At 42.0% G+C, this 24,185-nt stretch carries 21 protein-coding genes, 1 pseudogene and 1 riboswitch; of the genes and pseudogenes, 9 read left to right on the top strand and 13 right to left on the bottom strand.

Going from position 1 to position 24,185, the window contains the following annotated elements; all coding sequences use genetic code 11:
* Position 1 precedes the first annotated feature (1 nt).
* From AC3ISB_RS02310 to AC3ISB_RS02295, 4 genes are all read right to left on the bottom strand, one after another.
* A complete protein-coding gene (locus AC3ISB_RS02310; protein WP_489275438.1) occupies positions 2–2,023 on the bottom strand; it encodes a T7SS effector LXG polymorphic toxin in 2,022 nt (673 codons plus the stop codon).
* On the bottom strand, positions 2,020–2,310 hold the full coding sequence (locus tag AC3ISB_RS02305; RefSeq protein WP_101221982.1) for a YwqI/YxiC family protein: 291 nt from the start codon (positions 2,308–2,310) through the stop codon (positions 2,020–2,022). The genes AC3ISB_RS02310 and AC3ISB_RS02305 overlap by 4 nt, the downstream gene beginning before the upstream one ends.
* Positions 2,310–2,735, bottom strand: coding sequence for a DUF5082 domain-containing protein (locus AC3ISB_RS02300; RefSeq protein WP_260398000.1), 426 nt, complete (start codon positions 2,733–2,735; stop codon positions 2,310–2,312). The genes AC3ISB_RS02305 and AC3ISB_RS02300 overlap by 1 nt, the downstream gene beginning before the upstream one ends.
* Positions 2,736–2,970: 235 nt before the next feature.
* Positions 2,971–4,374: a M28 family peptidase gene (locus AC3ISB_RS02295; RefSeq protein WP_144550358.1), complete on the bottom strand. Its 1,404-nt coding sequence runs from the start codon at positions 4,372–4,374 to the stop codon at positions 2,971–2,973.
* A gap of 271 nt (positions 4,375–4,645) precedes the next feature.
* Between AC3ISB_RS02295 and AC3ISB_RS02290 the strand changes: the two genes are divergently transcribed.
* From AC3ISB_RS02290 to AC3ISB_RS02280, 3 genes are read left to right on the top strand one after another with little or no spacing between them, the layout of a single operon-like run.
* Entirely contained in the window at positions 4,646–5,794 is a 1,149-nt protein-coding gene (locus AC3ISB_RS02290; protein ID WP_489275435.1) for an iron-containing alcohol dehydrogenase, read from the top strand.
* 12 nt (positions 5,795–5,806) lie between these two features.
* On the top strand, positions 5,807–7,423 hold the full coding sequence (locus AC3ISB_RS02285; protein WP_141992730.1) for a sensor histidine kinase: 1,617 nt from the start codon (positions 5,807–5,809) through the stop codon (positions 7,421–7,423).
* A gap of 4 nt (positions 7,424–7,427) precedes the next feature.
* Positions 7,428–8,858 carry a sigma-54-dependent transcriptional regulator gene (locus AC3ISB_RS02280; protein WP_489275434.1) on the top strand — a complete coding sequence of 477 codons (1,431 nt, stop codon included), beginning with the start codon at positions 7,428–7,430 and terminating at the stop codon, positions 8,856–8,858.
* A gap of 43 nt (positions 8,859–8,901) precedes the next feature.
* Here the strand turns inward: AC3ISB_RS02280 and adhP are convergent, their stop codons facing one another.
* On the bottom strand, positions 8,902–9,915 hold the full coding sequence (gene adhP, locus AC3ISB_RS02275; protein WP_063235775.1) for an alcohol dehydrogenase AdhP: 1,014 nt from the start codon (positions 9,913–9,915) through the stop codon (positions 8,902–8,904).
* 276 nt (positions 9,916–10,191) lie between these two features.
* Here adhP and AC3ISB_RS02270 point away from each other — a divergent pair, with 276 nt between their 5' ends.
* Complete coding sequence (locus AC3ISB_RS02270) at positions 10,192–10,488, top strand: DUF3892 domain-containing protein (RefSeq protein ID WP_098370398.1); 297 nt, start codon at positions 10,192–10,194, stop codon at positions 10,486–10,488.
* Between the two features lie 75 nt (positions 10,489–10,563).
* On the opposite strand, the gene AC3ISB_RS02265 is transcribed toward AC3ISB_RS02270, so the two are convergent.
* Positions 10,564–11,376 carry a hypothetical protein gene (locus AC3ISB_RS02265; protein ID WP_489275432.1) on the bottom strand — a complete coding sequence of 271 codons (813 nt, stop codon included), beginning with the start codon at positions 11,374–11,376 and terminating at the stop codon, positions 10,564–10,566.
* Positions 11,377–11,507: 131 nt separating this feature from the next.
* A complete protein-coding gene (locus tag AC3ISB_RS02260) occupies positions 11,508–12,029 on the bottom strand; it encodes a YbaK/EbsC family protein (RefSeq protein ID WP_489275431.1) in 522 nt (173 codons plus the stop codon).
* Between the two features lie 170 nt (positions 12,030–12,199).
* Positions 12,200–12,244, top strand: a riboswitch (PreQ1 riboswitch).
* Between the two features lie 6 nt (positions 12,245–12,250).
* Here AC3ISB_RS02260 and AC3ISB_RS02255 point away from each other — a divergent pair.
* The 3 genes from AC3ISB_RS02255 (at position 12,251) to AC3ISB_RS02245 (ending at position 15,260) form a co-directional block, all read left to right on the top strand.
* The gene (locus AC3ISB_RS02255) at positions 12,251–12,736 is read left to right on the top strand and encodes a QueT transporter family protein (protein ID WP_489275430.1); all 486 of its coding nucleotides are present in this window, start codon (positions 12,251–12,253) and stop codon (positions 12,734–12,736) included.
* Between the two features lie 121 nt (positions 12,737–12,857).
* Positions 12,858–13,514 (top strand): TVP38/TMEM64 family protein, encoded by a 657-nt coding sequence (locus AC3ISB_RS02250; protein WP_144529682.1) that lies wholly within the window; start codon positions 12,858–12,860, stop codon positions 13,512–13,514.
* Between the two features lie 114 nt (positions 13,515–13,628).
* Positions 13,629–15,260 carry a PAS domain-containing sensor histidine kinase gene (locus AC3ISB_RS02245; protein WP_141992734.1) on the top strand — a complete coding sequence of 544 codons (1,632 nt, stop codon included), beginning with the start codon at positions 13,629–13,631 and terminating at the stop codon, positions 15,258–15,260.
* Positions 15,261–15,312: 52 nt separating this feature from the next.
* Here AC3ISB_RS02245 and AC3ISB_RS02240 read toward each other — a convergent pair whose 3' ends face one another.
* Positions 15,313–16,890, bottom strand: coding sequence for a cadherin-like beta sandwich domain-containing protein (locus tag AC3ISB_RS02240; protein ID WP_489275429.1), 1,578 nt, complete (start codon positions 16,888–16,890; stop codon positions 15,313–15,315).
* 299 nt (positions 16,891–17,189) lie between these two features.
* Here AC3ISB_RS02240 and AC3ISB_RS02235 point away from each other — a divergent pair, with 299 nt between their 5' ends.
* On the top strand, positions 17,190–18,824 hold the full coding sequence (locus tag AC3ISB_RS02235; RefSeq protein WP_098370392.1) for a copper resistance CopC/CopD family protein: 1,635 nt from the start codon (positions 17,190–17,192) through the stop codon (positions 18,822–18,824).
* 16 nt (positions 18,825–18,840) lie between these two features.
* Positions 18,841–19,503: a YcnI family copper-binding membrane protein gene (locus tag AC3ISB_RS02230; RefSeq protein WP_480339782.1), complete on the top strand. Its 663-nt coding sequence runs from the start codon at positions 18,841–18,843 to the stop codon at positions 19,501–19,503.
* Between the two features lie 68 nt (positions 19,504–19,571).
* Here AC3ISB_RS02230 and AC3ISB_RS02225 read toward each other — a convergent pair whose 3' ends face one another.
* The 5 genes and pseudogenes from AC3ISB_RS02225 to AC3ISB_RS02205 form a co-directional block, all read right to left on the bottom strand.
* Positions 19,572–20,543, bottom strand: coding sequence for a S8 family peptidase (locus tag AC3ISB_RS02225; RefSeq protein ID WP_480339781.1), 972 nt, complete (start codon positions 20,541–20,543; stop codon positions 19,572–19,574).
* Positions 20,544–20,875: 332 nt separating this feature from the next.
* Positions 20,876–20,953: pseudogene (locus AC3ISB_RS02220) on the bottom strand (SEC-C metal-binding domain-containing protein); the annotation flags it as partial.
* Between the two features lie 616 nt (positions 20,954–21,569).
* Positions 21,570–22,139 carry a nitroreductase family protein gene (locus AC3ISB_RS02215; protein WP_098370388.1) on the bottom strand — a complete coding sequence of 190 codons (570 nt, stop codon included), beginning with the start codon at positions 22,137–22,139 and terminating at the stop codon, positions 21,570–21,572.
* Positions 22,140–22,150: 11 nt separating this feature from the next.
* Entirely contained in the window at positions 22,151–23,323 is a 1,173-nt protein-coding gene (locus tag AC3ISB_RS02210) for a toxic anion resistance protein (protein ID WP_098370387.1), read from the bottom strand.
* Positions 23,320–23,976 carry a 5-bromo-4-chloroindolyl phosphate hydrolysis family protein gene (locus tag AC3ISB_RS02205; RefSeq protein WP_144529672.1) on the bottom strand — a complete coding sequence of 219 codons (657 nt, stop codon included), beginning with the start codon at positions 23,974–23,976 and terminating at the stop codon, positions 23,320–23,322. Before AC3ISB_RS02205 ends, AC3ISB_RS02210 begins: the two co-directional genes overlap by 4 nt.
* Between the last annotated feature and the right edge of the window lie 209 nt (positions 23,977–24,185).

Genomic DNA, 24,185 nt, shown 5'->3' with positions numbered 1-24,185 from the left:
ACTACTTTCCTACCCTTCCAATTATTCCTTGCTCTATAAAATTTTTTACTGATTGGTTGAGTTCATACTGAACACCCATACCTGGTTCATCAAACCATGGAGCAATTTTCCCGGCCTGCACTTCTATAGGTTTCTTCACAACATAGAGTTTATAAGGTTTTAAATATGTTTCAGGAGCTAATGCACGCATTTCATAGGGAACACCATACGGTGAAACAAAAGTTCCACCCTCATAACCAAATCTATCAATAATTGTGCCAGGCTTTAATATCATGGGTTCGGGTTCACCTAATACGCCACGGTTAGGGGGCCAAATAATTTCACCCTCGGGAGTATAATATTCGGGTTTAGATTTGACAAGCTCATAATTTCCACCATTAATAATTGGTTTTGGATAATTAACCTCTATACGTCTCTCTCTATCCAGCGCCTTCCACTCTTCTCTTGACATTGTTCTTTCACCAGGTTCTGGTCTGTAACCTCTAGTTTCAAGACCTTTATCTGTACCCTTAGGAATACTCTCCCCTGAAACACCCTCTACTTTGCTATCCTTAACCGTAAATTTCTGATAGGCTTCCTTAATTGTCTGCTTTTCCATCATAACTTGGCGAAGGGTTGGTCCTCCTGCAAGGGATACTTGTTCCATACTTATCCGTTTAGGGATTTCTTTTTTACCTAGTTCTTCACCTATATTTTTTAACGTGGCTTTTCCAGATCTCGCTATGTCTGTTATTGTAGCTTTTGCATACTGAACCTGCTTTTGCGCAAATTCCTTGCTGTAAGGGACGAACTTTGTACCACTTGCTACTTTATCAGCGATCTTCGCCGCACCAGCCACACCGCCGATTCCAAGTGCCATCAACAGGCCGTTCTGGCGCTGTTCCTCGGTTAGCTGGTTGCCGAACATGTCTTTGCCGGTGGCCGCTTCGCCAAGGCCGTTGGCTGCGAGGAGTCCATATATTCCGTATTCGGTTTTCTGGAGGAGGCTAAAGCCTTTTGTCGTTTTATAGGCATCGAGCGCGTGGTTCGCTGCGTTGAGTCCTTTGGCGGTTTTGTAGATGGCGCTGCCACCCTTGATGGCCCGGCCGGCCCAGCCGACGACGGGGATGAATCCAGCGGCTGCCATGGCGCCGGCGGCGATTCTTTCAGCATCAGACAGCTTGCGGCCCGTTACTGGATCGACTCCGGTTGAGGCCCTGATTGAATCATAATATCCCGTGAATTCCCCTGTAAAGGTTTTTGTAGTATCCCAGGCTTTTTCGTACCATGGGCGGTTTTCGAGTTCTTCCATTTCTTGTTCGATTTTCCGGGCTTCGGCTTGTTGCTTTTTGAAGGTCTGATAGTCTTTCATCTGACCGGCAACTTCATCCTTCACTTGATAGACGTCACTATTCTTGAAGGCCGATTGGTTGAAGGTCATCGGCGAAACGTTGCCGTCCTGTTTGGTGGCATCAAGCAAGGCGCGGAAGAGGCCAACGGCCACGTTTTCCTGCCCGACGGACACATCATATTCCTCGACCAATTGCCGGTCGACATTCTCGACTTTTGTCACGGTGTCATCCAGCCTCTGTCCCGCCAGCGTGATTTTTTCATTAAATTCCTTTTGGTCGAACATATCAAGAGGCAGGATATCGTCAATGCTGTCGAGGATCCTTTGGAGATCGTTCGCTTGTTCATCGACAAGCGACTTCGCTTGGTTGATGCCGTTCGAGACTTCCCCATCTAAAAAGGGAACCTCGACCACCGTATTTCCGGAGAGGTCCGCCTCTTCCAGACTGGCCGGAATGCCTTCCAAAAAACTGATCTGGGTCGTGAATAGTTCCATCCAGGCGTCAGCAACCTCGATTTGCGCTTCATAGAAGCTTTTGATGGCGGCGGCACCGGCTCCTTGAAACTCGTTGTCCAAGCCGACGATGCCCTGAAATTCCTTTTTCAGGGCTGCGACTTCCTTCTTTAGTTCTTCATATTGCTTGGCGCGCGACTTGGTTGCGGCCGTTAATGTCTTGGCTTCATATATTTTCATCGCGTAGGATACCCATGTGAAGACGTATGGGCGATGGCTTCATCCTGTTCTTTTAATAAGTCAATGTTGGCACGGGTATCTTCCACATTTTTCTGGACGATTTTGATATATTGCTCGAAGACCTTCTCCAGGTTCGTTTCCCGGTCGATCCATTTCGAGGTGAATTCCAATTTATTGTTGCCAAGCTCGCCTGCCGGCAAATTTCCAAGCGTGACTGTACCAAGTGCCGTCTTCACCTGATCGACTTGCTTCGTTACGGCAGGATGATTCAGTTTGATTGTCGTCATTAAAACAACCACCCTTTTAAATATGATATTTTACTTTCCAACTGATCTATGACGGCTTCCCCTTTACCTAAAAGAACATCCGCTTCATGTGCTATGGTGCCTGCTGCACTCAGAGCCTTTTTTTCTATATTAAGCATCATGATTTTACCGTCGATTTTCTCTTGATAGTCGTCATAATCATCATGAATGATCGTTGACATTGCCTTGTATGCATCACTGCGGGCATCTTGAAAGTCTTCTGCACGGTTTCCCGTCCAGCTTTTTGCCAAATCCGGATTTTTAATTTTAGCAATTTCCCCCAGACAAGCATTCTGTTCGTCTTTGATTTGTCTTTTTGCCTGCTCCAAACGATTGATTTTTTCATTCACATCGGACATTTTACTGGAGAGGGCTGAGTGAATTTCACTCAATGAATTTGCATACACTTAAAAAATCACCTCAAACATACTATTCTCATTATGTAGACTGTCATATTTTTCATATTTTTTATTATAAGGATTATAGTCTTAGAGTTAAATAGGGATAAATAAGCTATTTATGCTAGGTATTTAGGGAATTCATCCCATAGGCACGATTTCCAGATTGGACCTTTTACCCCTAGTTTTCCATTTTTAAACACAAAGAGAGGGTGCAAGCTGCACCCTCTAAATATTTACTGCTTTATTTGAATTCCTTTTCGTCAAATAAATGCGGAACTTTCACCTTTTTCCCTTTTTTATGATTTGGATCAAGTTTTTTAGCTTCGATTTTAGCTTGATCATAGACGGCGGTGCCGACAATTTCAGCAACATCTTGAAGCTTTTCTTTTGAGATTTTATCAATGGTATCATCAGGAGTATGATACCAAGGCTCTGATGGACTATGGATGAATAAAGCAGCGGGAATCCCAGCCTCAGCAAAGGATACATGGTCACTTCTCCCGCCTTGTCCATATGGAGTCGGCTCGCCATTCAGTCTTGTACTTGATGCCTGGGCCAGCTCGGTTACAAGGTTCATTTCTCCATCATTAGTCAAAATGACCAAATCTCCGGCATCCCTGCTTCCCACCATATCGAGATTGAAGTTGGCAATGGTCCGCTTGATATCATCATCAGAAAGGTTGTTCACATAATGCTGTGAACCTAGCAATCCATTTTCCTCGGCTCCAAAGGTGACAAAGCGAATTTCCGTATCTGTAGGAAGATTCTTCAGAACACGCGCAAGTTCAAGGGTGACGGATGTTCCTGATGCATCATCATTCGCTCCGGGTGCTCCTGCTACGGAATCATGATGTCCAGTAATATAAATAATATCGCTCTTTGTTGCTTTATTGTTCTTTGTTGCTTTTTTCGTTGCCACTACATTATAAGAGGTTTTTTCTTCGGAATAAGCTCCTTCGATTTTTAATGATGCTGTCAATTTAACTCCGGCATTCAATTTTTCCAGAAGGGCTTCTCCATCCTTTTTGGTTATCGTGACAGATGGAATATACTTGTCATTATCCTCTCCGAGTGTCCCGTTTAATTCCCCATCTGCATTATTGAATAGGATGACTCCCGCTGCCCCTTTTTCTGCTGCATTCAATACTTTCTCTGCAAAAGTGAGGCTCCCTCTTTGTATAAGGGCAATCTTCCCTGAAACGTCGGTTTCCTCTAGCTCTTCTTTCGTTCCTAAACCGGCATATACAACTTCACCGGATAGGTCCCCATTAACTGAATAGGTTAAATGGCTCGCTTGGATTTCCCCATCAAATCCGGCAACGGACAGTTCGACCAGATTTGGGTCTGTATAAGATAAAAAATTGAACTCTTCGATATCGGCTTTATATCCATAAGATTTGAATTGCTTTTTGATGAATTGGACGGCTTTATACTCAGAATCCGTACCCGCCACCCGAGGTGTTTGTGAGAGGTATTCAATATTCTTGTAGATTTTATCGGCATCGATTTTTTTAATGACTTGCTTGTCCGTGGATGGTGCAGATAGCACCGGCGATGAATGTGGCGTTGCTAAAGCGGTGGTTGTCCCGGCTGTCCCGAGTGTCAATGCTGCGATTAAGGTTACCGATAAAAATTGTTTTTTCATAGATTGCCTCCCAGTTTAATAGATTCCCCCATAATTTTACAATACATAGAGAATACTAACTAGGTAGGTTTATCCCTATTCATACAGATCTAAAGTAACGAATTTACAAATTAAAGAAATTAACAGGAAATTTGACCTGCGCCAAAAGTTATCTATCATTCTATATTTTGTCATATTATATAAAAATAACTGGAATCCAAACAGGATTTTCGCTCTTTTTCGGGAAAATAATACAGAAGAGATAGAATTTTTACAGGGAGAAGGCGCAAAAATGTCGATAACTAAATTCGTGATGCCGGAAGTTATTTTTGGAAAAGGTTCGATTGAACAAGCTGGCGAGGCCTGCTTGCGGTTGGGTGCCAAAAAGGCGCTGATAGTCAGCGACTCCGGGGTTGCCAATGCTGGCTGGTTAGATAAAGTCATTAAATCCTGCAAAGATGCAGGCCTTGCTTTTGCTACCTTCATTGAAATGACGACCAATCCGAAGGACAGGGAGATCGAAGCCGGCTGTTTGGCATTTAAAGAACAAGAATGTGATGCCATCATCGGTTTGGGAGGAGGCAGTGCTTTGGATGTCGCCAAAGGGGTAGCCCTTTTAGTAACGAATGGCGGCATCATCAGTGATTATGAAGGTGTTGATAAAGTCCACTCACCCCTCCCACCCATGGTGATGATCATGACCACTGCAGGATCGGGTTCGGAAGTATCTCAGTTTTCTGTGATCGTCGATTCATTCCGCGAGAAAAAAATGACGATCATTTCAAAATCACTTGTCCCCGATATTGCAATAGTCGACCCTGGTACCTTAACCACCTTGGGACCGGATTTGACCGCAGCTACGGGAATGGATGTTTTAACCCACGCCATTGAATCCTATGTTTCAATCGCTGCGACGCCTTTGACAGATGTACAAGCCAAAAACGCGCTTTTCATCGTTTCCCGCCACTTACGCCCCTCTGTTGCATCCAGGCATAATGAGGAAGCAAAAAAAGCGATGGCAATGGCGAGCCTGCAGGCTGGACTGGCTTTTTCCAACGCCATTTTGGGAGCTGCCCATGCCATTTCACATGCCTTAGGCGGCAAATACCTCCTTCCGCATGGTGAAATCAATGCGATACTCCTTCCCCATGTCATGGATTTCAATCGAATTGCCTCACCAAGGCGATTCAGCGAGATTGCAGACATCATGGGCATCGATACACGGGCATTGACAGAGCAGCAAGCAGGAATGGCAGCCATACACTTCGTAAGGGAATTATCCCAGGATATTGGAGCTCCCAAGAGTTTAAGTGATGTCGGCATTACGCAAGAAATGATAGACCCCATAGGGATGACCGCTCTTGAGGATGCCTGCATGATCACAAATCCTCGTGATATGTCATTAGAACAGATTAATCAGCTGCTTCTTACAGCCCTTTAAGAGGTGAAAAGCATGAACAAACTTGAATTGATAGATTTAATGACAGGTGTGAAATCTTCAAAGAAAACGTATTACACGGAACTTAAGAAAACCGTGGATCAACTGAAGAAGAAGAATATGCAGCTTGAAATCATGAATGACATCACTAAAAATATGAATATGGACATCGACATCCAAGAGATTCTCCGAAATGTTATTTCAAAACTTAAGCAGCTCATTACATTCGATGACAGTCATTTTGTCATATTGTATGAGGAAGAACCTGCCCTGCTTCATATCTGCCCTAATGGTCACTGTGAACTTGAAATGGATGCCAAAAACTTGTTACACCCTTTTCAGGATTTCTCGTCCGCCTTGAAAGAAAAACAGCCGATTCAGGTGGAAGTTAAACAGTTACCGGACTTCCGAGAAAAGGAACGTCTATTATCCCTTGAGATCGAATCACTTCTATTGGTCCCTTTATACGGAAAAAGTAAAAAAATCGGAATTTGGACGTTTGGCAGGAAGAAAAAGAAAACATGGCATAAAGATGAACTCGAATTTCTTGAACAACTATCCAATCAGCTTGCGTTAACTTTGGAGAATGCCCAGCTTTATAAGGAAGTTCTTCATTCCAAACAGGAGTGGGAGGATACATTCAAGGCAGTTGAAGACATGATCATCGTCTTTGATCACAAAGGAGCGGTCTATCAATCCAATGATTCAGCCAGGGACTTTTCCGACCAGATTCCTTTAATTGAAAAATCCAAAAATCTGATTCAAGATACCTTTTCATTTAATAAGCCAGGGTTTCAGGAAATTCTCCTTCAGCATGATACCATCCTGGAAATGCATGCCTACCCGATTCAGAATAAGGAGCATCAAGTATATGGGGTCATTGCTTATTATAAAAATGTCACCGAAAGAAGACAGATGGAAGTCCAGCTATTACATGCCGGTAAACTTGGGGCGATTGGTGAAATGGCAGCTGGGATTGCCCATGAATTGAATAGCCCATTAACGGCCATTCTTGGTAACTCGCAAATTTTATTACGTAAAACCCCACAGGATAATCTGGATCATATGCTGTTAAACGATATTAAGATTTGCGGAGATCGATGCAGGCAAATAGTGAAAAGCCTGCTTACCTTTTCAAGGCAGGATGAGTATAGATTCCACTATTACTCTATTAACGAAGCCATTCACCAGGTTTTGAACCTTTTGAAGTTCCAACTTGGGAAGAAGCAAATCTCCCTCCATCTTACCCTTCAGGAAGACCTTCCTTTCATAAAGGGCAGCCAGCCGCAAATAGAACAGATCATCATCAACTTGCTATTGAATGCCAAGGACGCATTGGATGAGTCCGCCCAAACGGAAAAATCTATTGCGATCACTACCTACTCAGAAAACAAGTTCATGGTGGTTCGGGTGACTGATAACGGAACGGGGATTGAAAAAGAACGCCTGCCCTTCATTTTCCATCCCTTCCATACGACTAAAGACCGTGAAAAAGGTACAGGCTTGGGGCTGTCTGTAAGCCTTGGCATCGCCAAAGATCATGGTGGGAAGATCGACGTTTTGAGCACACCAGGACAAGGAAGCACTTTTTTCCTGAGGCTTCCCTTACAAGCAGAAGAAGAAAGGGGATGATAATGTGGTTCATTTACTTGTGGTAGACGATGAGAAAGAGGTTGGGACTTTTCTTTCCCGCCTTTTTACGATGAAAGGTTATCTCGTACAAGTTGTGAATAGCGGGAAGGATTTTCATGAGATCGATTGGAATCAGCAGCGTTTTGATGTCGCAATGATAGACCTGAAGCTTCCGGATTGTGATGGACTTTCCCTCCTGCAGCATCTAAAACAGCTGCAGCCGCGTTGCAAGGTACTGATCATGACCGGATACAGCACCGTCAAGACCGCTGTTGATGCAATGAAACTTGGCGCGAGTGATTATATGGAAAAACCCTTTGTAGATATTGAAGTACTGGAAAGGCAGATTGACAACCTTTTGAATGAAAATGAAGATTTGAATCAGCATTTCATCCATAAACTTGCCGAGGATTCAGGACTCATTGTCGGCGAAAGTCCTTTAATGAAGAATTTGATTGAAATGGCTTTCAAGGTGGCCCAAAAATCCGTCAATGTATTAATCGAAGGAGAAACCGGAAGCGGTAAAGAAGTGCTTTCACGCTTCATTCACCTTGCCAGCCCCCGAAACCATGAACCTTTTATCGGCATCAATTGTGGAGCGATCTCTGAATCCCTGCTTGAAAGCGAATTATTCGGTCATGAAAAGGGTGCTTTCACCGGAGCGACCCATCTGCGAAAGGGTTTTTTCGAAATTGCCGGAAACGGGACGCTTTTTCTTGATGAAATTGCGGATGCGAGTCCCGCCATCCAAGTCAAATTGCTTCGAGTTTTGGAAACGCGGGAATTCATGCGGGTTGGCAGCAGCGGGACATTACGGACGAACGCCCGGTTAGTGGCGGCCTCCAATGAAAACCTGCAGCAGGCAGTGGACAAAAATAAATTCCGGGAAGACCTATTTTACCGGCTGAACGTCGTGACTCTCGATATCCCGCCTTTAAGGAACCGAAAAGAGGATATTCCCTTGCTTGTCCGTCACTTGATTGAGAGGAATGGCCATGGAGATATCTCTTTCTCCAATGAAGCCATTGAAAAATTACAGCAATACAACTGGCCAGGCAATATACGCGAACTATCTAATGTGGTCATGCGCACACTAACTCTCGCAGACCATAAGTCGGTAATATCCGCCAATGATATCTCTCTGTCTAACAGCCAGATCACCCCTGACAAAAACGTGTCCACTAATGAGACTCAGTCAACTGAAAACCTTCTTGAAGAATGGCGAAAAAGGCTAGTGGCTGACTTTAATGAGAAGGATGAACTGATGCTTGAAGAAGTACTTACGGAAATCAAACAGCTTCAATCGACAATTGGAAAGGAGCTCGTCATGCAGGCACTGCAAAAAACCTACGGCAACCGGAATGAAGCAGCCAAACGCTTGCAAATATCCATAAGGAAATTACGTTATATATTAAATGAGAAGAACCAGACATAATAAAAAGGAGGATGCCCCGTTCCGAGGCTTCCTCCCTCTGTTCCTATTCTAGCGTCAATACGATGCGTCCGTTGATTTCCCCCTTTTCCATCATTGAAAACACATCATTTATTTCATCAAGTTTCCTCGTCTCTATATTCGTTCTGACTTTACCCTCAGCCGCAAATTGAACAGCTTCCTGTAAATCTTTTCTCGTGCCGACGATTGACCCTTTTACAGTTACCCCATTTAGTACTGTATCAAAAATCGGGATTGGAAGTTCATCATTCGGCAATCCGACTACGACAAGTGTCCCGCCCCTCTTGACTGAACTGTAAGCCTGTTCGAAAGCTTTTTTCGTAACCGCTACAGAAATGGATGCCTGCACACCGCCAACCTTATCCTTTATAGCCTGTACAGGATCGGTCTTCAGTCCATTAACCGTGTAATCCGCCCCAAGTTCCGTTGCCAGATCAAGCTTATCATCTTGAATATCGACAGCAATCACATTAAAGCCCATCGCTTTTGCGTATTGCAGAGCAACATGTCCCAATCCGCCAATTCCATAAACAGCTACCCAATCACCAGGTTTTGCTTCCGATACTTTAAGAGCTTTATAGGTCGTTACACCTGCACAGAAAATTGGTGAAACCTCCGCAAAGTCAAGCCCTTCAGGAACCTTCACCACATATTTGGCGGGTGCTTTACAATATTCAGCATACCCGCCGTCCACGGAATAGCCTGCATTCAATTGATCCAAGCAAAGCGTTTCCCTTCCAGTCAGACAATATTCACAATCGCCACAGGCCGAATAAAGCCAAGGGATCCCAACACGGTCACCTACTTTCAAGGAAGTTACGCCTTCTGCCACCTTTTCTATAATGCCCACACCCTCATGTCCGGGGATAAGCGGAAGCTTGGGTTTTACCGGCCAATCACCATGTACCGCATGTAAATCGGTATGACACACGCCACAGGCTTTAATTTTCACTAATATCTCACCATATTCCAATTCTGGGATGGGTACTTCTTTGATCTCAAGTTTTTGGTTAAATTCATTGACGACCGCTGCTTTCATTGTCTTGACCTGTTGTTTTGCATTTACAGTGCTAGCCCCTTGTTTTACATTCATGATTCATATTCCTCCCTTAATCTAGTGGATATTATTTCTTACTACTACTTAACAAAATGCAAGTGCCATGCCACTGCAAAAAGGCCAAGACGACAGCGTTCACTTAAAAAAAGTGCCGAAAAATCGGCCCATTTGGACGAATTAACGGCTCAAGTTGGACGAAATCCGGTTTGTATATTGCAGAAAAAATAGCTCACCCTATAAATAGGAGGTGTCCAAAACATGGACCAATTTGAAAAAGCCTATGAATCATATAAACAGCAGGGAACACCGCAAGCAAACCAACTTGATGCAGCAGGAAAAGAAGAAATCATCGCCGTAAGGAAAAATGAGGAGGACAATATTATCGCCATCAAGACGAACTCCGGCCGCGAACTCGACTACCCCACTGCCCTTTCAGAAGCCAAAGCAGGCATCCTGGCAAATGTTGACGTCTTTCATAAATATGGACGTGACATATTGCGGAGTGAGCCCGATGGAATAAAAGAAAATAACCTGGACCAACTGCCGGAGTTTTGAGGGGGAGACTGCCTGATATGGGCAGTTTTTTCTGTTTGGATGCGTTAAAAAAGAACCAGCATGATTAGCCGGATCTTATTTTTCATACTGATAAGATTCAGAGATTTCGAGCAGTCGGCCACAGGACTCGACAACCTCGATGATTTCCATCCATGACATGTCCAGACCCAATTCATTAGCATGGGAAATCTTATCCCGTAACTTCCGGATGGCATTCGCATCCTTCTTCCCTTTACTTTTCGAAGGGATTTGGAAGAAGCGCCTCAAATCTTTATCTTTATGTATGATATCGAATTTATCACTGATTTGCAGGCACTCTATTATATTGATATCCTCGTTTTTATCGATTCTCCTTCTATATAATTCGGTTGCCTTTTCTAAACGGTCTTCGCTGATCATTGGATACCAGCTGCCATCGCCGAATCTATCCTGGATGATATCGCTCATCCTCATTTCCAATAAAGTAATGTATCCGAATATCAGCATCCTGATCGGAGGCTTTTGAAGATCTGCATGGGTAATCAACTTTTTAATCGAATTATTCTCTAATACGAACACCCTTGTTTTATTCTTGAAAATCTGGAGAAGCTGGATCAAAGGGGTTGAATCCGAAACCATTTCCCTTGGTGAAAAGTTTCTCAAATATTCAGAGATGCTTCCTTCACCGAGTTCCTCCCTTTCGATATACCCGATGATTTCCCCCTGATCTTGCACTGCCAATATATCAAAATTCTTTTTTTCCAATGCTTTCTGGATATCCACCGCCAGATCGTTTTTATGGCAAAACTCAAGCTCCTGGGCAATGCTCTTAACCGTTATATTCTCTTCATAAAGAGTTTTAAGACTAAGATAGCTGTTATTGCTTTTTCTTTTGCTTTCATTTAACATCTTTCAACCTCCGCTCAGGAACACTTTCTGCCCGATTTTCCGCTTAAATCATAGAAAATGTATGCGGTCGCCACTAAAATAAAGTCCACCATAGTGGACTCAATTCCATTCATGTGGATTTTTTGAAACCATCAAAGGCCATCAACTGCATTGCCTACCGCCGTTTCCTCATTCACTTTCTCTTCCCAACCTTTGCAAACATCCACCCAACCCTCTGCGCCTGAATATTCAAACAACTCAGCGAGTTTAAGTTCTATTGCAGAGTTCGCACTGCCGCATGCCGGGAACAATGACTCAAAGCGTTTCATCGATACATCAAGAAAAACAGCTAGATCATTTGCCAGACCAAACGGGCAAACTCCTCCGATGGCATGGCCGGTCTGTGCAAGCACTTCTTCAGGTGAAAGCATTCGTGCCTTGAAACCGAACGTCTGACGAAATTTCTTATTATCCACTTTCGCGTCCCCTGCGGCAACAACCAAAATGGCTTTTTCACCTTCCCCCTTAAAGGAAAGAGTCTTAGCAATCCGCGCTGGGATAACACCGATGGTTTCCGCTGCTTCAATCACCGTAGCACTCGATGTTTCGAACTCCATTACATCGCCTTCCCGATCCCATTGTTTAAAATGGTTTTTGACACTCTCGATCGACATACTATATTCACTCCTTTGAAGTACATATTGAAATAATATCATCCTTCATTGCAATAAATCAAAATCCAATTGAGCTACTTCCCGTGCTTGGAAACTTATAAATTAAAACCATTCTTTACAAATTGACGAAACAAGCTTACATGGGATACTATTAAACATCGGGCAAACGCCTAAACGTGGTTCGTAACCATCCCACGATAAAAAACTAGGGAGAGAGTAAAATGAATGTTCGTACACTCGTGATAAGCGGGTTATTGGCTGCCTTGTATGTGGCGGTCTCATTGGTGTTCCAACCAATATCATTTCAGATGTTCCAATTTCGTGTACCGGAAATATTGAATCATCTGATTGTATTCAATAAAAAGTATATCTACGGTATCGTCGGCGGAGTCTTCATATCGAATCTGCTCTTTTCGCCGATGGTGCCATATGACTTGATTTTCGGGGTGGGGCAATCTCTGCTCGCCTTATTGCTTGTCATTTTTGTTTCTCGGTTCATAAAAGGCATTAAAGGACGGATGACCGCCACGACTATCTTTTTCACTTTCACAATGTTTTTAATTGCAATTGAACTGAACCTTGCCCTGGGGTTCCCATTCTGGTTAAGCTGGATGACCACGGCTGTCGGTGAATTCGTTGTCCTCTTGATTGGAGCGCCAATCATTTATGGAATGAACAAAAGAATTCAGTTTGAAAAGTGGCTTTAATGGAATCTTCGCGTCGCGAACCCACTATAATGAAAAGAGCTGTCTGCATGATGCGGCAGCTCTTTTTTTTCACCAATGAACTCGAAAATGATAAACTACTAGTAAGAATGGTGGTGGCCCTTTGAAAAAAGTCCTGACCATAATCGGTCTATTGGTAATTGCAATATTTATTTTTTCTAATGCAGAGTTATTCACTTTGGTTTGGAAAAGTGATCTAGATTCTGTTATTGGCATTTTGAAGGAAAACCTTTTGCTTACATTTATTGTGACATTCGTATTAATGTTTGTACAAAATTCTTTTACAATCATTCCCTTAATTTTGCTCCTGACTATCAATGTCACGATATTCGGATTCATATATGGATATCTATGGAGTTGGTTTACAAGCGTTGTTGCCTCAGGTTTCATTTTTTATGCAGCAAGAAACTGGTTTCAGGAGCTTCTCTTAAAGAAGATTGGCGAAAAGTGGCAAGAATCTGTTGTGGAGCATGGCTTCATGTACGTTTTTACAGGCAGGATTTTCCCTCTGATCCCAACAAGCTTAATTAACTTGGTAGCTGGAGTCAGCACCGTCACTTTCAAGGATTTTTTATTAGCGACGTCACTTGGCAACCTTATATACTTTTTCTTCCTTTCGCTCATTCCATATGGACTGCTATCTGTTGAAATGAACCAATATACGCTAGCAGCACTCGCACTCTTCTTCTTACTATTTTTCATTATCTATAAGCGTGCAAAAAAGAAAAAGAAACAAACCTTCTTCAGAAAAAACAGGTGACCACTTTGGCCCCTGTTTTTTATTTAGGATTCTGCATATATTTTTTTCCGATAGTTTGTTAAAATGTGTATGTAATTTTACCTTAGAAATGTCTTAAAATCAGGGAGAATCTCCATGTCCAAACGCTCCATCTTAGCAATATATATCCTATCCGGGATTCTTACACTAGTCGTGTTCGACTATTTTTTAACTACAAATATCCAAAACAAAGAGGTCTTCATTCAACTTCAAAGAGCGGAAGGATTTGTTTTCCTTTTATCAATAGGCTTGGTTTTATATCTTTATTTAGCTAAAAGGGAAGAATTCAAGCAATTAAAAGAAGCGGAACAACGTCGGCGTACACTCATCAATTCAATGGTGGATTTCGTTAACTTCAAGGATGGTGATGGCCGTTGGCTTGAATCCAATACCTTCGGCCTTCAATTATTTCAATTGGAGCATGTAGACTATAAGGGAAAAAGAGACAGTGAGCTCGCAGAATACTCCGAATTTTATAAAGAGTCGTTGATTTACTGTGAAGTTTCCGATGAAGAAACGTGGGTAAAAGGGGAAATCACAAGGTGTGAGGAAATCGTCCCTCTTCCCGATGGCAATCACAAGACCTTTGATACGATCAAAGTTCCCCTGTTCAATGAGGATGGTTCACGAAAAGGCTTAGTCGTCATCGGCAGGGATATTTCTGAAAGAGTAGTCGCGGAGAATCAATTATTCGATAGTGAACAACGCTATAAATCATTGTTTGAACACAACCCTTATCCGATGCTGATGCTTGATTTAAACGGAATGATCACGACCGTAAATCCAAGGTTTGAAACGGTAACAGGCTTTCAACAAGAAGAAATACATGGAGCCTCATTCATTAATTTGAACTTCTCAGCAGAAGACGCGGAATTGATCCGTACATCTTGCCAATATGTCATGGAAAACCAAAAGGGGATAAAAAAAGGGAAAGATATAGAATTCCTGACGAAGTACGGGAAGTCCATCTTACTTTCTTGTTCGTTTGTCCCGATGATGGTTGGGGAGGATTTAGTCGGAATCATTACTTATGCTAAAGAAGTCACTCAAATTCGGGAAACCGAAGCACGCTTAAGAAGAACTGAAAAATTATCGATAGTCGGCGAACTTGCCGCAAGTGTGGCCCACGAGGTACGAAACCCTCTGACTTCTTTAAAAGGTTTCGTCCAGCTGCTTAAAAAGAACGACCATCCCTATGAACAATACTACACGATCATGTTAAGTGAATTGGACCGGATCAATCTTATTGTAAGCGAGTTACTCGTTCTGGCAAAACCACAGGAACTTCCATTCAGCAAACATCAAATCATCGACCTGATGAATGATGTCAAAACCTTGTTGAAACCAGAGGCGGACTCGTACCCCACCCAAATATCAATATCTGTTAAAAACGAAATACCGCTTCTATTATGTGAGGGAAACCAATTAAAACAAGTATTCATAAACATGCTCAAGAATTCAATGGAGGCATCCGCCGATTACATTTGGATTGATTTCGAACGCATCGACAATAACCTTTCCATTACCATCAAAGATAATGGAAGCGGAATTGAAAAAAACCGGATAAAGCATCTTGGCGAGCCTTTCTATTCTTCTAAAGAAAAAGGAACCGGATTAGGACTGACAGTCAGTTGCCGAATCATCGAGGCGCATCGGGGAAAGGTCCGCTTTAACAGCGAACTAAACCAAGGAACCGAGGTCCAAATCATTTTGCCCATAAAAATATAAACCTGAGGACAAGCCTAAACCTTGTCCTTTTTTTGCAGGATTCAGACTCATCCTATTTAATCAGGGAGGTGAAGAAACCCTTTATATTCCCAAAAAATGACCCGGTCTCAACAGGTTGTTTGCGATTAACCTGGCCTCCAGTATTATTGGATGTATCGCTCCCCGACTTGCCGGCTGTACTCATTTGCGTTGCCTCAACTTCCACCTCTTTTGTTTTGACATCATCCACGGTTTCTTCCTCATCCATTTCCACATCCATATCCTTTTCGAAAACAAGGACGTAAGTACGGCGCTCCCCATCCTTTGAAACGGTAACGGAAATGGCCGTTTTCGCTTTATCCTTGATTTTCACTTTTTTACTGCTCTCACCGTCATATTCAATCGTTGCTCCGCTGGCATTTGTCGTTGCATTCATTTCGACTGAAGAAATATCATTATCGACCTCGATATGATAGGTATGCTCATTAGATTCAAAAGATTTGTTCCATACTCCTGATGATACAGTCAGATTGTTCAACACTGGTGCATTATTGCCCTCAACTCCTAAGGAACCTGCTGACGTTACCTTCTCTATAGAATCGGTTTTCGCCTTTTGTGTTGAAACGCTTTCAAGTTGCTGTGCTTTCGGTACTTGGCTGACACCACTGCTTGGGTTTAGATTATTGGTGGATTCCGTTGATGTTACAGATGATTTATTCCCCTTATCCGTGGATTCCGTTGGTGTTACAGATGATTTATTCCCCTTATCCGTGGATTCCGTTGGTGTTACAGATGATTTATTCCCCTTATCCGTGGATTCCGTTGATGTTACAGATGATTTATTTCCCTTATCGGTGGAAGGTTGAGTTTTACTCGTTCCTGTTGAGGGCTCCTGCTGAACTTCACCCTCTTTAGGTGCAGTATTCGATTCTTCTTTTTCCTTGGCTGCCGCCCGTGTAATCGTAAGCGTATATGTTTTTTCATCTCCATTTTCTGCTGTAACGATAATCTTCACCGTTGTCTTACCGATTGGAAGGGTAACCTTTACACCTGCACCGGTTGCATCCTTTCCATTCACCTTTACAATTGCGGTACTGTCACTCAATGTCGGAGTTACTGTAATGGACTGGACTTCATTTTCAACAGAAGCATTATAAGCTGTCACTTTAGAATCGAATGTTAATGAGCCTTTTGATAATCCAATCGATGTTAAAAGGTTATTATCACTTTCAATTTTTTCGACCTTGAGAGTATAGGCAACCGTTTCATTTTGCCCATCGCTGACGGTGATTTCAAATGTATTCATGCCAGTTTGAAGCGGTAAGTCCTTCACCTTCCCCTCTGTCATTTTGACACCATTCACGTATATAGCTGCATTCTCGTTAGGACTTGCTGCAAGTAAGTTGATCTTTTCCACATCATTCCCCACTGCCGAGCTATAGTCGTGTACATCTTCTGAAAATTTTTGATCCAGTGCTATACCCTCTATTTCTAGCCTTGAAAGACTATTTACCGTTTGTTCCTCTTTTTGAATGACGGAAGTGCCTTCCGCAGCCCCTGCCACGGGCATATAAGTGGATGTTCCCATCCCCACAAGGGAACCAACCAAGATCACCTTCACACTTTTTTCTTTTAATCCCTTCTTTAGCAAAGCCTATCCCTCCTATAATTCCTGCAAACATGATAGGGTCAGGTTATCAAAGGAACCTTAATTATTTCTTAATGGAGTTTATACCAACAGGATGCCTATTAATGTTTTGCAAAGCGGAATTCCAAACCAATATTTATGGCTATAATGGAGGAAGGAAGGTAAATCTAAACTTATTGTTATACTTTTCTAGCGAACCTTTCAAACTGCCTTTAGATAACTAATTTATTTTCACTGTTTTTTCACATTTTCCTTTTATAATGAGCTTACATGATTTGATGAAAGGGTGATGGCACACCAAGATGAAAAAATATTTATGGCTGGTAGTCAGCCTATTCAGTTTGCTTTTATACCCGGCAATGGCTTTTGGTCATGCTACGGTAATAAGCTCTAATCCTAGCCCGAATGAAGCGATGGATACTCTTCCTGAAAAGATCAGCATTCAATTCAGCGAGAATATTCAACCATCTTTCCATTCGCTTGAGGTATTCAGCCAAGGTGGGGACAAAATTCAAATTCAAGACAGTACAATCTCGGAACAAAGTGAAAAAGTACTGGAAGCTAAGTGGAAGGGCACTATCGACGAAGGGATTTATTACATTAAATGGAGAGTGGTTTCAAGTGATGGACATCCCATTGAAGGAACAATTCCCTTTCAATTCGGAGATTCAGAGGGCCTTTCAGACCAAGAAAATCCCGAAGTGAATGCAAGTTTTCCGAATTCCATCAATGTTATCCTTCAAAGTCTTCAATACATATGCTTCGCTGCACTTACTGGAATCCTTTTTTTTAGATTATCGTTAATGAAGGATTCTCGACTTTTTGAAGCAAGCAGAAGAACACGTCTATACCTTTGGCTTTCATATGCAGGTTTAGCATTTTCCATCTTCTTTAATCTGCCTTTAAAAGTTACGATTGACGCTGGCGTGGGTTGGGCAGATGCATTTAAATTGAGTTATATAAAAGAAGTATTGAATGCTACAAACTTTGGAACGGTCTGGATCATAGAAGTTCTAATATTGCTGCTTCTATTTTTAGTGATTTATTTCATGCTCGAGAACTCCCTGAATAAATCATTGCCTATCTTTTCCTTCATCATAATAGCCAGCTTAATGATTTGTAAGGCTTTAACTGGACATACAGCAGCTGTTCCTAATCAGGTTCTGGCCGTTTTGATGGATTTCCTTCATTTGTTGTCCATGGCTTTATGGCTCGGCGGCCTTATGGCCTTATTGGTGATTTTACCTGGGCTTGCTGATCGGCAGGCAGTCCAAGAAGATAAGAAAACATTTTACTGGTCAATCATTCAAAGGTTTTCCAGATGGGCATTTCTGTTTGTAATCATACTGATTGTTAGCGGGATATATAGCAGTTTACAGCATGTTCCGACTATCCATTCATTGTTCAACACAACATATGGACAATTGTTACTGGCGAAAATCGGTCTCATGTTAGTCATGATCGTTTTAGGAGGCTTTCATTTTCTCAGAGGGAAAAAGCAAACGAAAAGACTTGGTTATAGTGTGGGAATGGAGTTTGGTTTAGGGATCGTCATACTTCTCATTGCAGCTCTATTAACAAATGTCCAAACTGCCATGTCTTCTCCCGGGCCCATTGAAAAGACGTTACGGACTGAAGAAAATAATGAGGTTACATTAATGGTGACTCCCAATGAAGTCGGGGATAACGTGATTCAAGTAAATCTCTCCAATGAAGGCAAGCCCATTGCTGAAATAGAGCAGCTTACAATCACTATGCAGCCGTTAGATACGCCACGCGGTGAAATAAAACTGCAAATGAAGGAGAAAAACACAGGTACATTTACATCAAAGTCATTATTAACCATGCCAGGAAAGTGGAATATCCATGTTCACGGATTAACTGAAAGCCTGGATTCAATTAATGCTGATTTTATCATTTTCATAGGGAATTCATAACAGGAGGTTTATACTAATGAAAAATATTTCAAAACTACTTATTTTCACATTTGCTGCATTATTCATTTTTTCCGGTTCAGCATATGCTCACGTTACAGTCAAGCCTAGTTCATCTGCACCTGAGGCGTGGGAAACTTATACACTCAAAGTACCAGTAGAGAAAGAAACTGCCACTACAAAGGTGACTTTAAAAGTACCTGAAGGGGTTACTTTTGAAAGCTATCAGCCTGTACCAGGGTGGAAAGTAACAACAGAAGGTGACAAAGATGGGCATGTAAAAACGGTAACTTGGGCAGCAACTGATGAAGGAATAGCTGCTGGACAATTCCAGCAATTCTCTTTTGTAGCACAAAATCCTAAAGAAGAAACGAAAGTTGCCTGGGATGCATTTCAATATTACGAAGATGGTGAAATTGTTGAATGGAGCGGTGATGAAGGCTCAGACCTACCGCATTCTGTAACGGAGATTACGGTTGCGCCCAAGGCTGATTCAGAACCAGCGGACCATGGTCACAAAGATGAGGCTGAAACTAATGATTCCACGGCAACTGACAATTCAAAGGATTCAGCAACAACAGAAGGTGATGGCAATCAAACGCTGATCATCACTCTGGCTGTCATTTCACTAATTCTGTCCATTGTAGCGCTTTTTGCAGCTCTAAGGAAAACTAAAAAATAATCATTATGGAAGGTGTCCCAAATTTCTTGGGACACCTTTTTCAATTTTATTATTCCATAACCATTGTTTTACTCGGTAACTATGAGGTTTTCTGCGGAAACCTTAATGGATTGATTAACCCTTTGTTCCGCTATAGTTAAGTTAAGCAGTCCATTCCCTTGTGCTTTTTTGCTTATTCCGAGATCTTCCGTACTTTTCACTAACTGTGCATATAATTCCGCTTCAGTTAGCGTGCGGCCAAACTCTTTTTCAGCAATCACTTTCAAGAGAGCTGCTGCACCGCTTACATGAGGCGTAGCCATTGACGTTCCGCTCAGCCTAGCATATTTATTTCCTGGATACGTAGAGAGAATATCAACCCCTGGCGCCACCAAGTCTATTTCATCATTTGTATTTGAAAAATCCGCTAAATTTCTGCTTAAATCCACAGCACCGACTTCCACCACTTCTGGATACGCACCCGGATAATCCAATTCGTCCGTTTCATGACGCCCATCCCCACTATTTCCAGCTGCGCAGACAACAAGGATATCTTCCTGAAGCGCCCTTTGAATGAGCTTATGTTCTGCCTCGTCCGCAGGACCTCCAAGTGATAGTGAAATAACTGAAACCTTTTCTTCATTCGGTCCCCGCCAATTGATCGCATACTCTAAAGCTCCATTGATCCAATTAATATCGCCTTGGCCTTGTCCATTTAAGGCCTTTAACGCTAATATGCTCGCTTTCGGGGCCACTCCCACTACACCAACACTATTAATGGCCGCCAAAACCGTACCGCTCACATGTGTTCCATGCCCGTTATCATCTTGAAAATCACCGGTATTGGTAAAATCTTTCCCGCCAATGATTCTTTCTTTGAGGTCTGGATGTCCCTTATCAATGCCTGTATCGATGACGGCAACCACCACGCCCTCACCATGGTTACTTTTTTCCCAGATTGCCGGGGCTTTCACAAGCTCGACACCCTCAGGAATCTTTTCTTTCACAGTCTCCATTACTTCAAGAACTTTGTACGGTATTAATCTTTTTTCTCTTGTCATTTGATTACCCCTTCCTTCGTTCAAAGTTAAACCGCCATCATTGTAGGGATTTTCATCCCGTCTGGCTGCCGTCTACCGTTGAAAGAGATGAGATCAAAAAACTCTTCTCCCTTATATATACCAGATTTTTGAAAATAATAAAGAAGTTTTCGGAAAATTCCGTCTAAATGACTACTTTTTATTCCTTTTAATGCTATTATCTGGTATTCTCATTATAGAACAAACGTTCGTAAAATGCCATGTTTTTTTTATTTATTACACAATTCGTTTTCAACCGTTACGATTTCAAAAAAAAAGAAGTGACTCCTAATCGAGTCAACTCCCATGAATGATCAAGCTGCGCCGCAGCACTTTTTGTATTTTTTTCCGCTTCCGCATGGACAAGGATCATTCCTGCCGATGACCGGCTCCGTATGAACATGAGGCATTTTAGCTGCCTTTGCACTTTCCATGATGATTTGCGTGCCTTTTTCCTTCATATGCTGATATCGCTGTTTAAATAACTCCATTACGTCTTTACTGTATTTTAACGTGTCCTCCGCAATATCCATTGCCTTTTGCTTGGAAATATTATAATCCTCTAGGGTAAATTGATTATCCTTGAAAGAAACCCTCACTCCAAAATGCTGTCTTGCCTGTTTATTGGTCTTGCGCTCCTCAACGAATTCAAGGTATACTTCCTGGCAATCACATGTCTGATGCATGCAATAGTAATCATATATCCAATACGTTTTGTCTTCGTACTTACTCTTTAAAGCAATTCCATCCTCCACGCCAAAAACATCCAAATATTTTATCGCTTTTCCATCAAGTATCTCAAATGGATCAATCGTTCTCATCTATAGACACATCCTAATTCATCAAAATTTATTCTTCCTCTGTATTGTACAACCTAATTCATCAATCGTCACTTGAAACGAAGCCTGACGAATCCAAATCCCTTTTATTAGATTTAAGGAAGCCTTATTGAAGGCAAAAAAAAGCTGCATCAGTGTGTTTACACTGATGCAGCTGCCCCTCAACCCTTCATCCGATCCAAGTGGTCAATTCATCAATCGGTGTTTTCTTAGCAGGTTTTGGCTCCATATCAGGATAACCCAAGTATATGAAAGCCAATACTTCTCCTTTTGAGGATAAATTGAAAAATTCACGGACCTTTTCATGATAAGTTATTTTTCCCGTTCTCCATACTGCTCCCAGACCTAGGGAATGTGCTGCAAGAAGCATGTTTTGAATGGCACTGTTCACCGCCGCATATTCTTCTGCCACGAGGACATTATTCTTATCACTAGGCTCTATGCCCACTGCGATGATGACTGGAGCCCTTAATGGATTCTTTTTTTGCCTTTCGAGCTTGCTGATTAAACTTTCAGGGGTATCATCAGCATTTTCAATTCTTGTGATTTCTTCGAACACCTCTCCAAGTTTATTTCTTCCTTCTCCTGTCAATACAAAAAAGCGCCAAGGCTCCGTTCGATGGTGATTAGGTGCATACGTTCCAGCTTCAATGATTTGCTCGATCATTTCCTTAGGTACCGGATCTTGCTTAACGATTCCAATGCTTCTTCTCGTTTTTATAGCCTCGATAGTTTCCATGTTATCTCCCCTTATCCTTTTATCTCTAATAGTTTCTGCTTCAGTTCATTTTCCATTGAAGCCAATTCCTGTTCGGCTTGTCGGCGTTTATGCCTTCCTTCTTCTTGAATCCTCATGGTTTCCTCAAGTGTGGAAATCAAGTTGGCTTGGGTATTCTTTAATGTTTCGATATCGACAAGTCCGCGCTCATTTTCTTTTGCCGTTTCAATGGTATTCGTTTTCAGCATCTCAGAGTTCTTCAATAACAAGTCATTTGTAGTCTTGGAAACCTGCTTTTGTGCTTCTACAGCATGCCTTTGCCTGATTAAGGTCAATGCAATCGCAACCTGATTTTTCCAAAGGGGGATGGCTGTCATGATCGAAGATTGTATTTTCTCGACTAGCGCCTGATTCGTGTTTTGGATCAGCCTGATTTGCGGTGCGCTTTGAATCGTGATTTCGCGACTCAATTTCAAATCATGAAGCCTTTTATCCAACCGTTCAGCAAATTGCAGCATATCATTGACTTCTTGAAACTTCATTTGATCATTGCTTGATTCAGCGGACTTCCTTAGCTCCGGAATCGTTTTCCCATGGATTTCTTCGAGTTTAATTTCCCCGGCTGCAATATAGACATTCAATGCCTGGAAGTAATCCTTATTCGTTTCATATAGCTTTTCAAGGATTACGATATCCGATAGCAGGATATTCTTGCTCCGATCGAGTTTCACACTGATTCGATCAATTTGGGCACCAGTTTTTTGATATTTGGATAGCACTTCCTGTACAGATCCCGAGAGCTTCCCGAACATACGCGCAAAGAAAGAGGGCTTATCCGGTTTTAGCTCATCCGGGCTCAGCTCGTTTAACTTTTTCATTAAATCATTGATAATGCTGCCCACTTCACCCACATCTTTTTTCTGGACATGCTCAAGCATGGAATTAGAAAAGGTCAGAAGCTTTGATTGGGCGGGTGTACCATAGGATATCATCGCCTGATGATTCGTTGGGTCGATTTGTTCGGCAAGCTGATATGCCTTTGCCCTGTTCTCTTCAGGAATGACATCAATCAGCTTAACCGGTTTCGCTTCCTGGGAAGATACTTTCTCCAGCTCCTGCACCCCATCAAATGGATTGGCTAAAAGATCATCGATCAAACTGGCATTATTCGTTTTATTCAACAGGTTTGGATCATTGTTATTCATTTTAACCTCCTGCTTTCATCAATTACTTGTGACTCTTTTCTAGTTTTAATGGATTGCTTAGCAACATCCAATTCGAAGTTAAGGTGATCGATATCATCGGCAATCACTTTATATAAATCCTTTTCTATCGTATTAGTGAGTTCCTTTAAAGTTTTGCGAGTCTCTGTTAAGGAAAGTTCGAGTTCCCTATTCTTTTTTGGCTGCTGTGCTAAAAAAACATATTTCTCCGCAAGCTCCATAGCGGAATCCAGATGCGAGTAATAAAATTGTTCCGCCTGGTAAAATCGCTTCGGTTCTTTCTTTGTCAGACTATATATTTTTCTGATCATTTTAATCATATCCTTCCTCTGTTTAAAAGAAGAGATATGCCTGACCGAGATTAATGCTTTTTGAACCCGCCATATCTTGGATTTTGCTTCAATTAAATTTTTCTTTATATATTGATATTCTTTTCTCGTCAATTCATGTTTTTTGAGGTATCTTGATGAAAAATATACGGAACTTAGCCAGTATGAAAGCGCCCCTCCTGCTAAAGAAATGACAACGGATAGGGCAAACGGTTGATTCAATGCAAAATAGCTAATCATCCAAACCGGCAAAACCATTGGAAATGCAATCAATATCGGAACAAAATCAGCAAGAAATCGATTCATAATCATTACACTCCTGACTTACACTCTTTTCTATATATACGGATTATCCCATGGATTGGTTTCAAGATGGATTAAAAGAATTTCTCCTATCCTAAACGATATAGGAACCGGATGGTTTCTGCAAATTTATTGAAATTTTTTCTGTAAATTAACTCTTCTCCCCATTCGTATGGGCTAACGCCTAGTCACTTCATCGGAACTTACATAAG

This window comes from Peribacillus sp. GL_122 (assembly GCF_057835005.1).
This window is presented reverse-complemented; position numbering and strand designations above follow the sequence as displayed.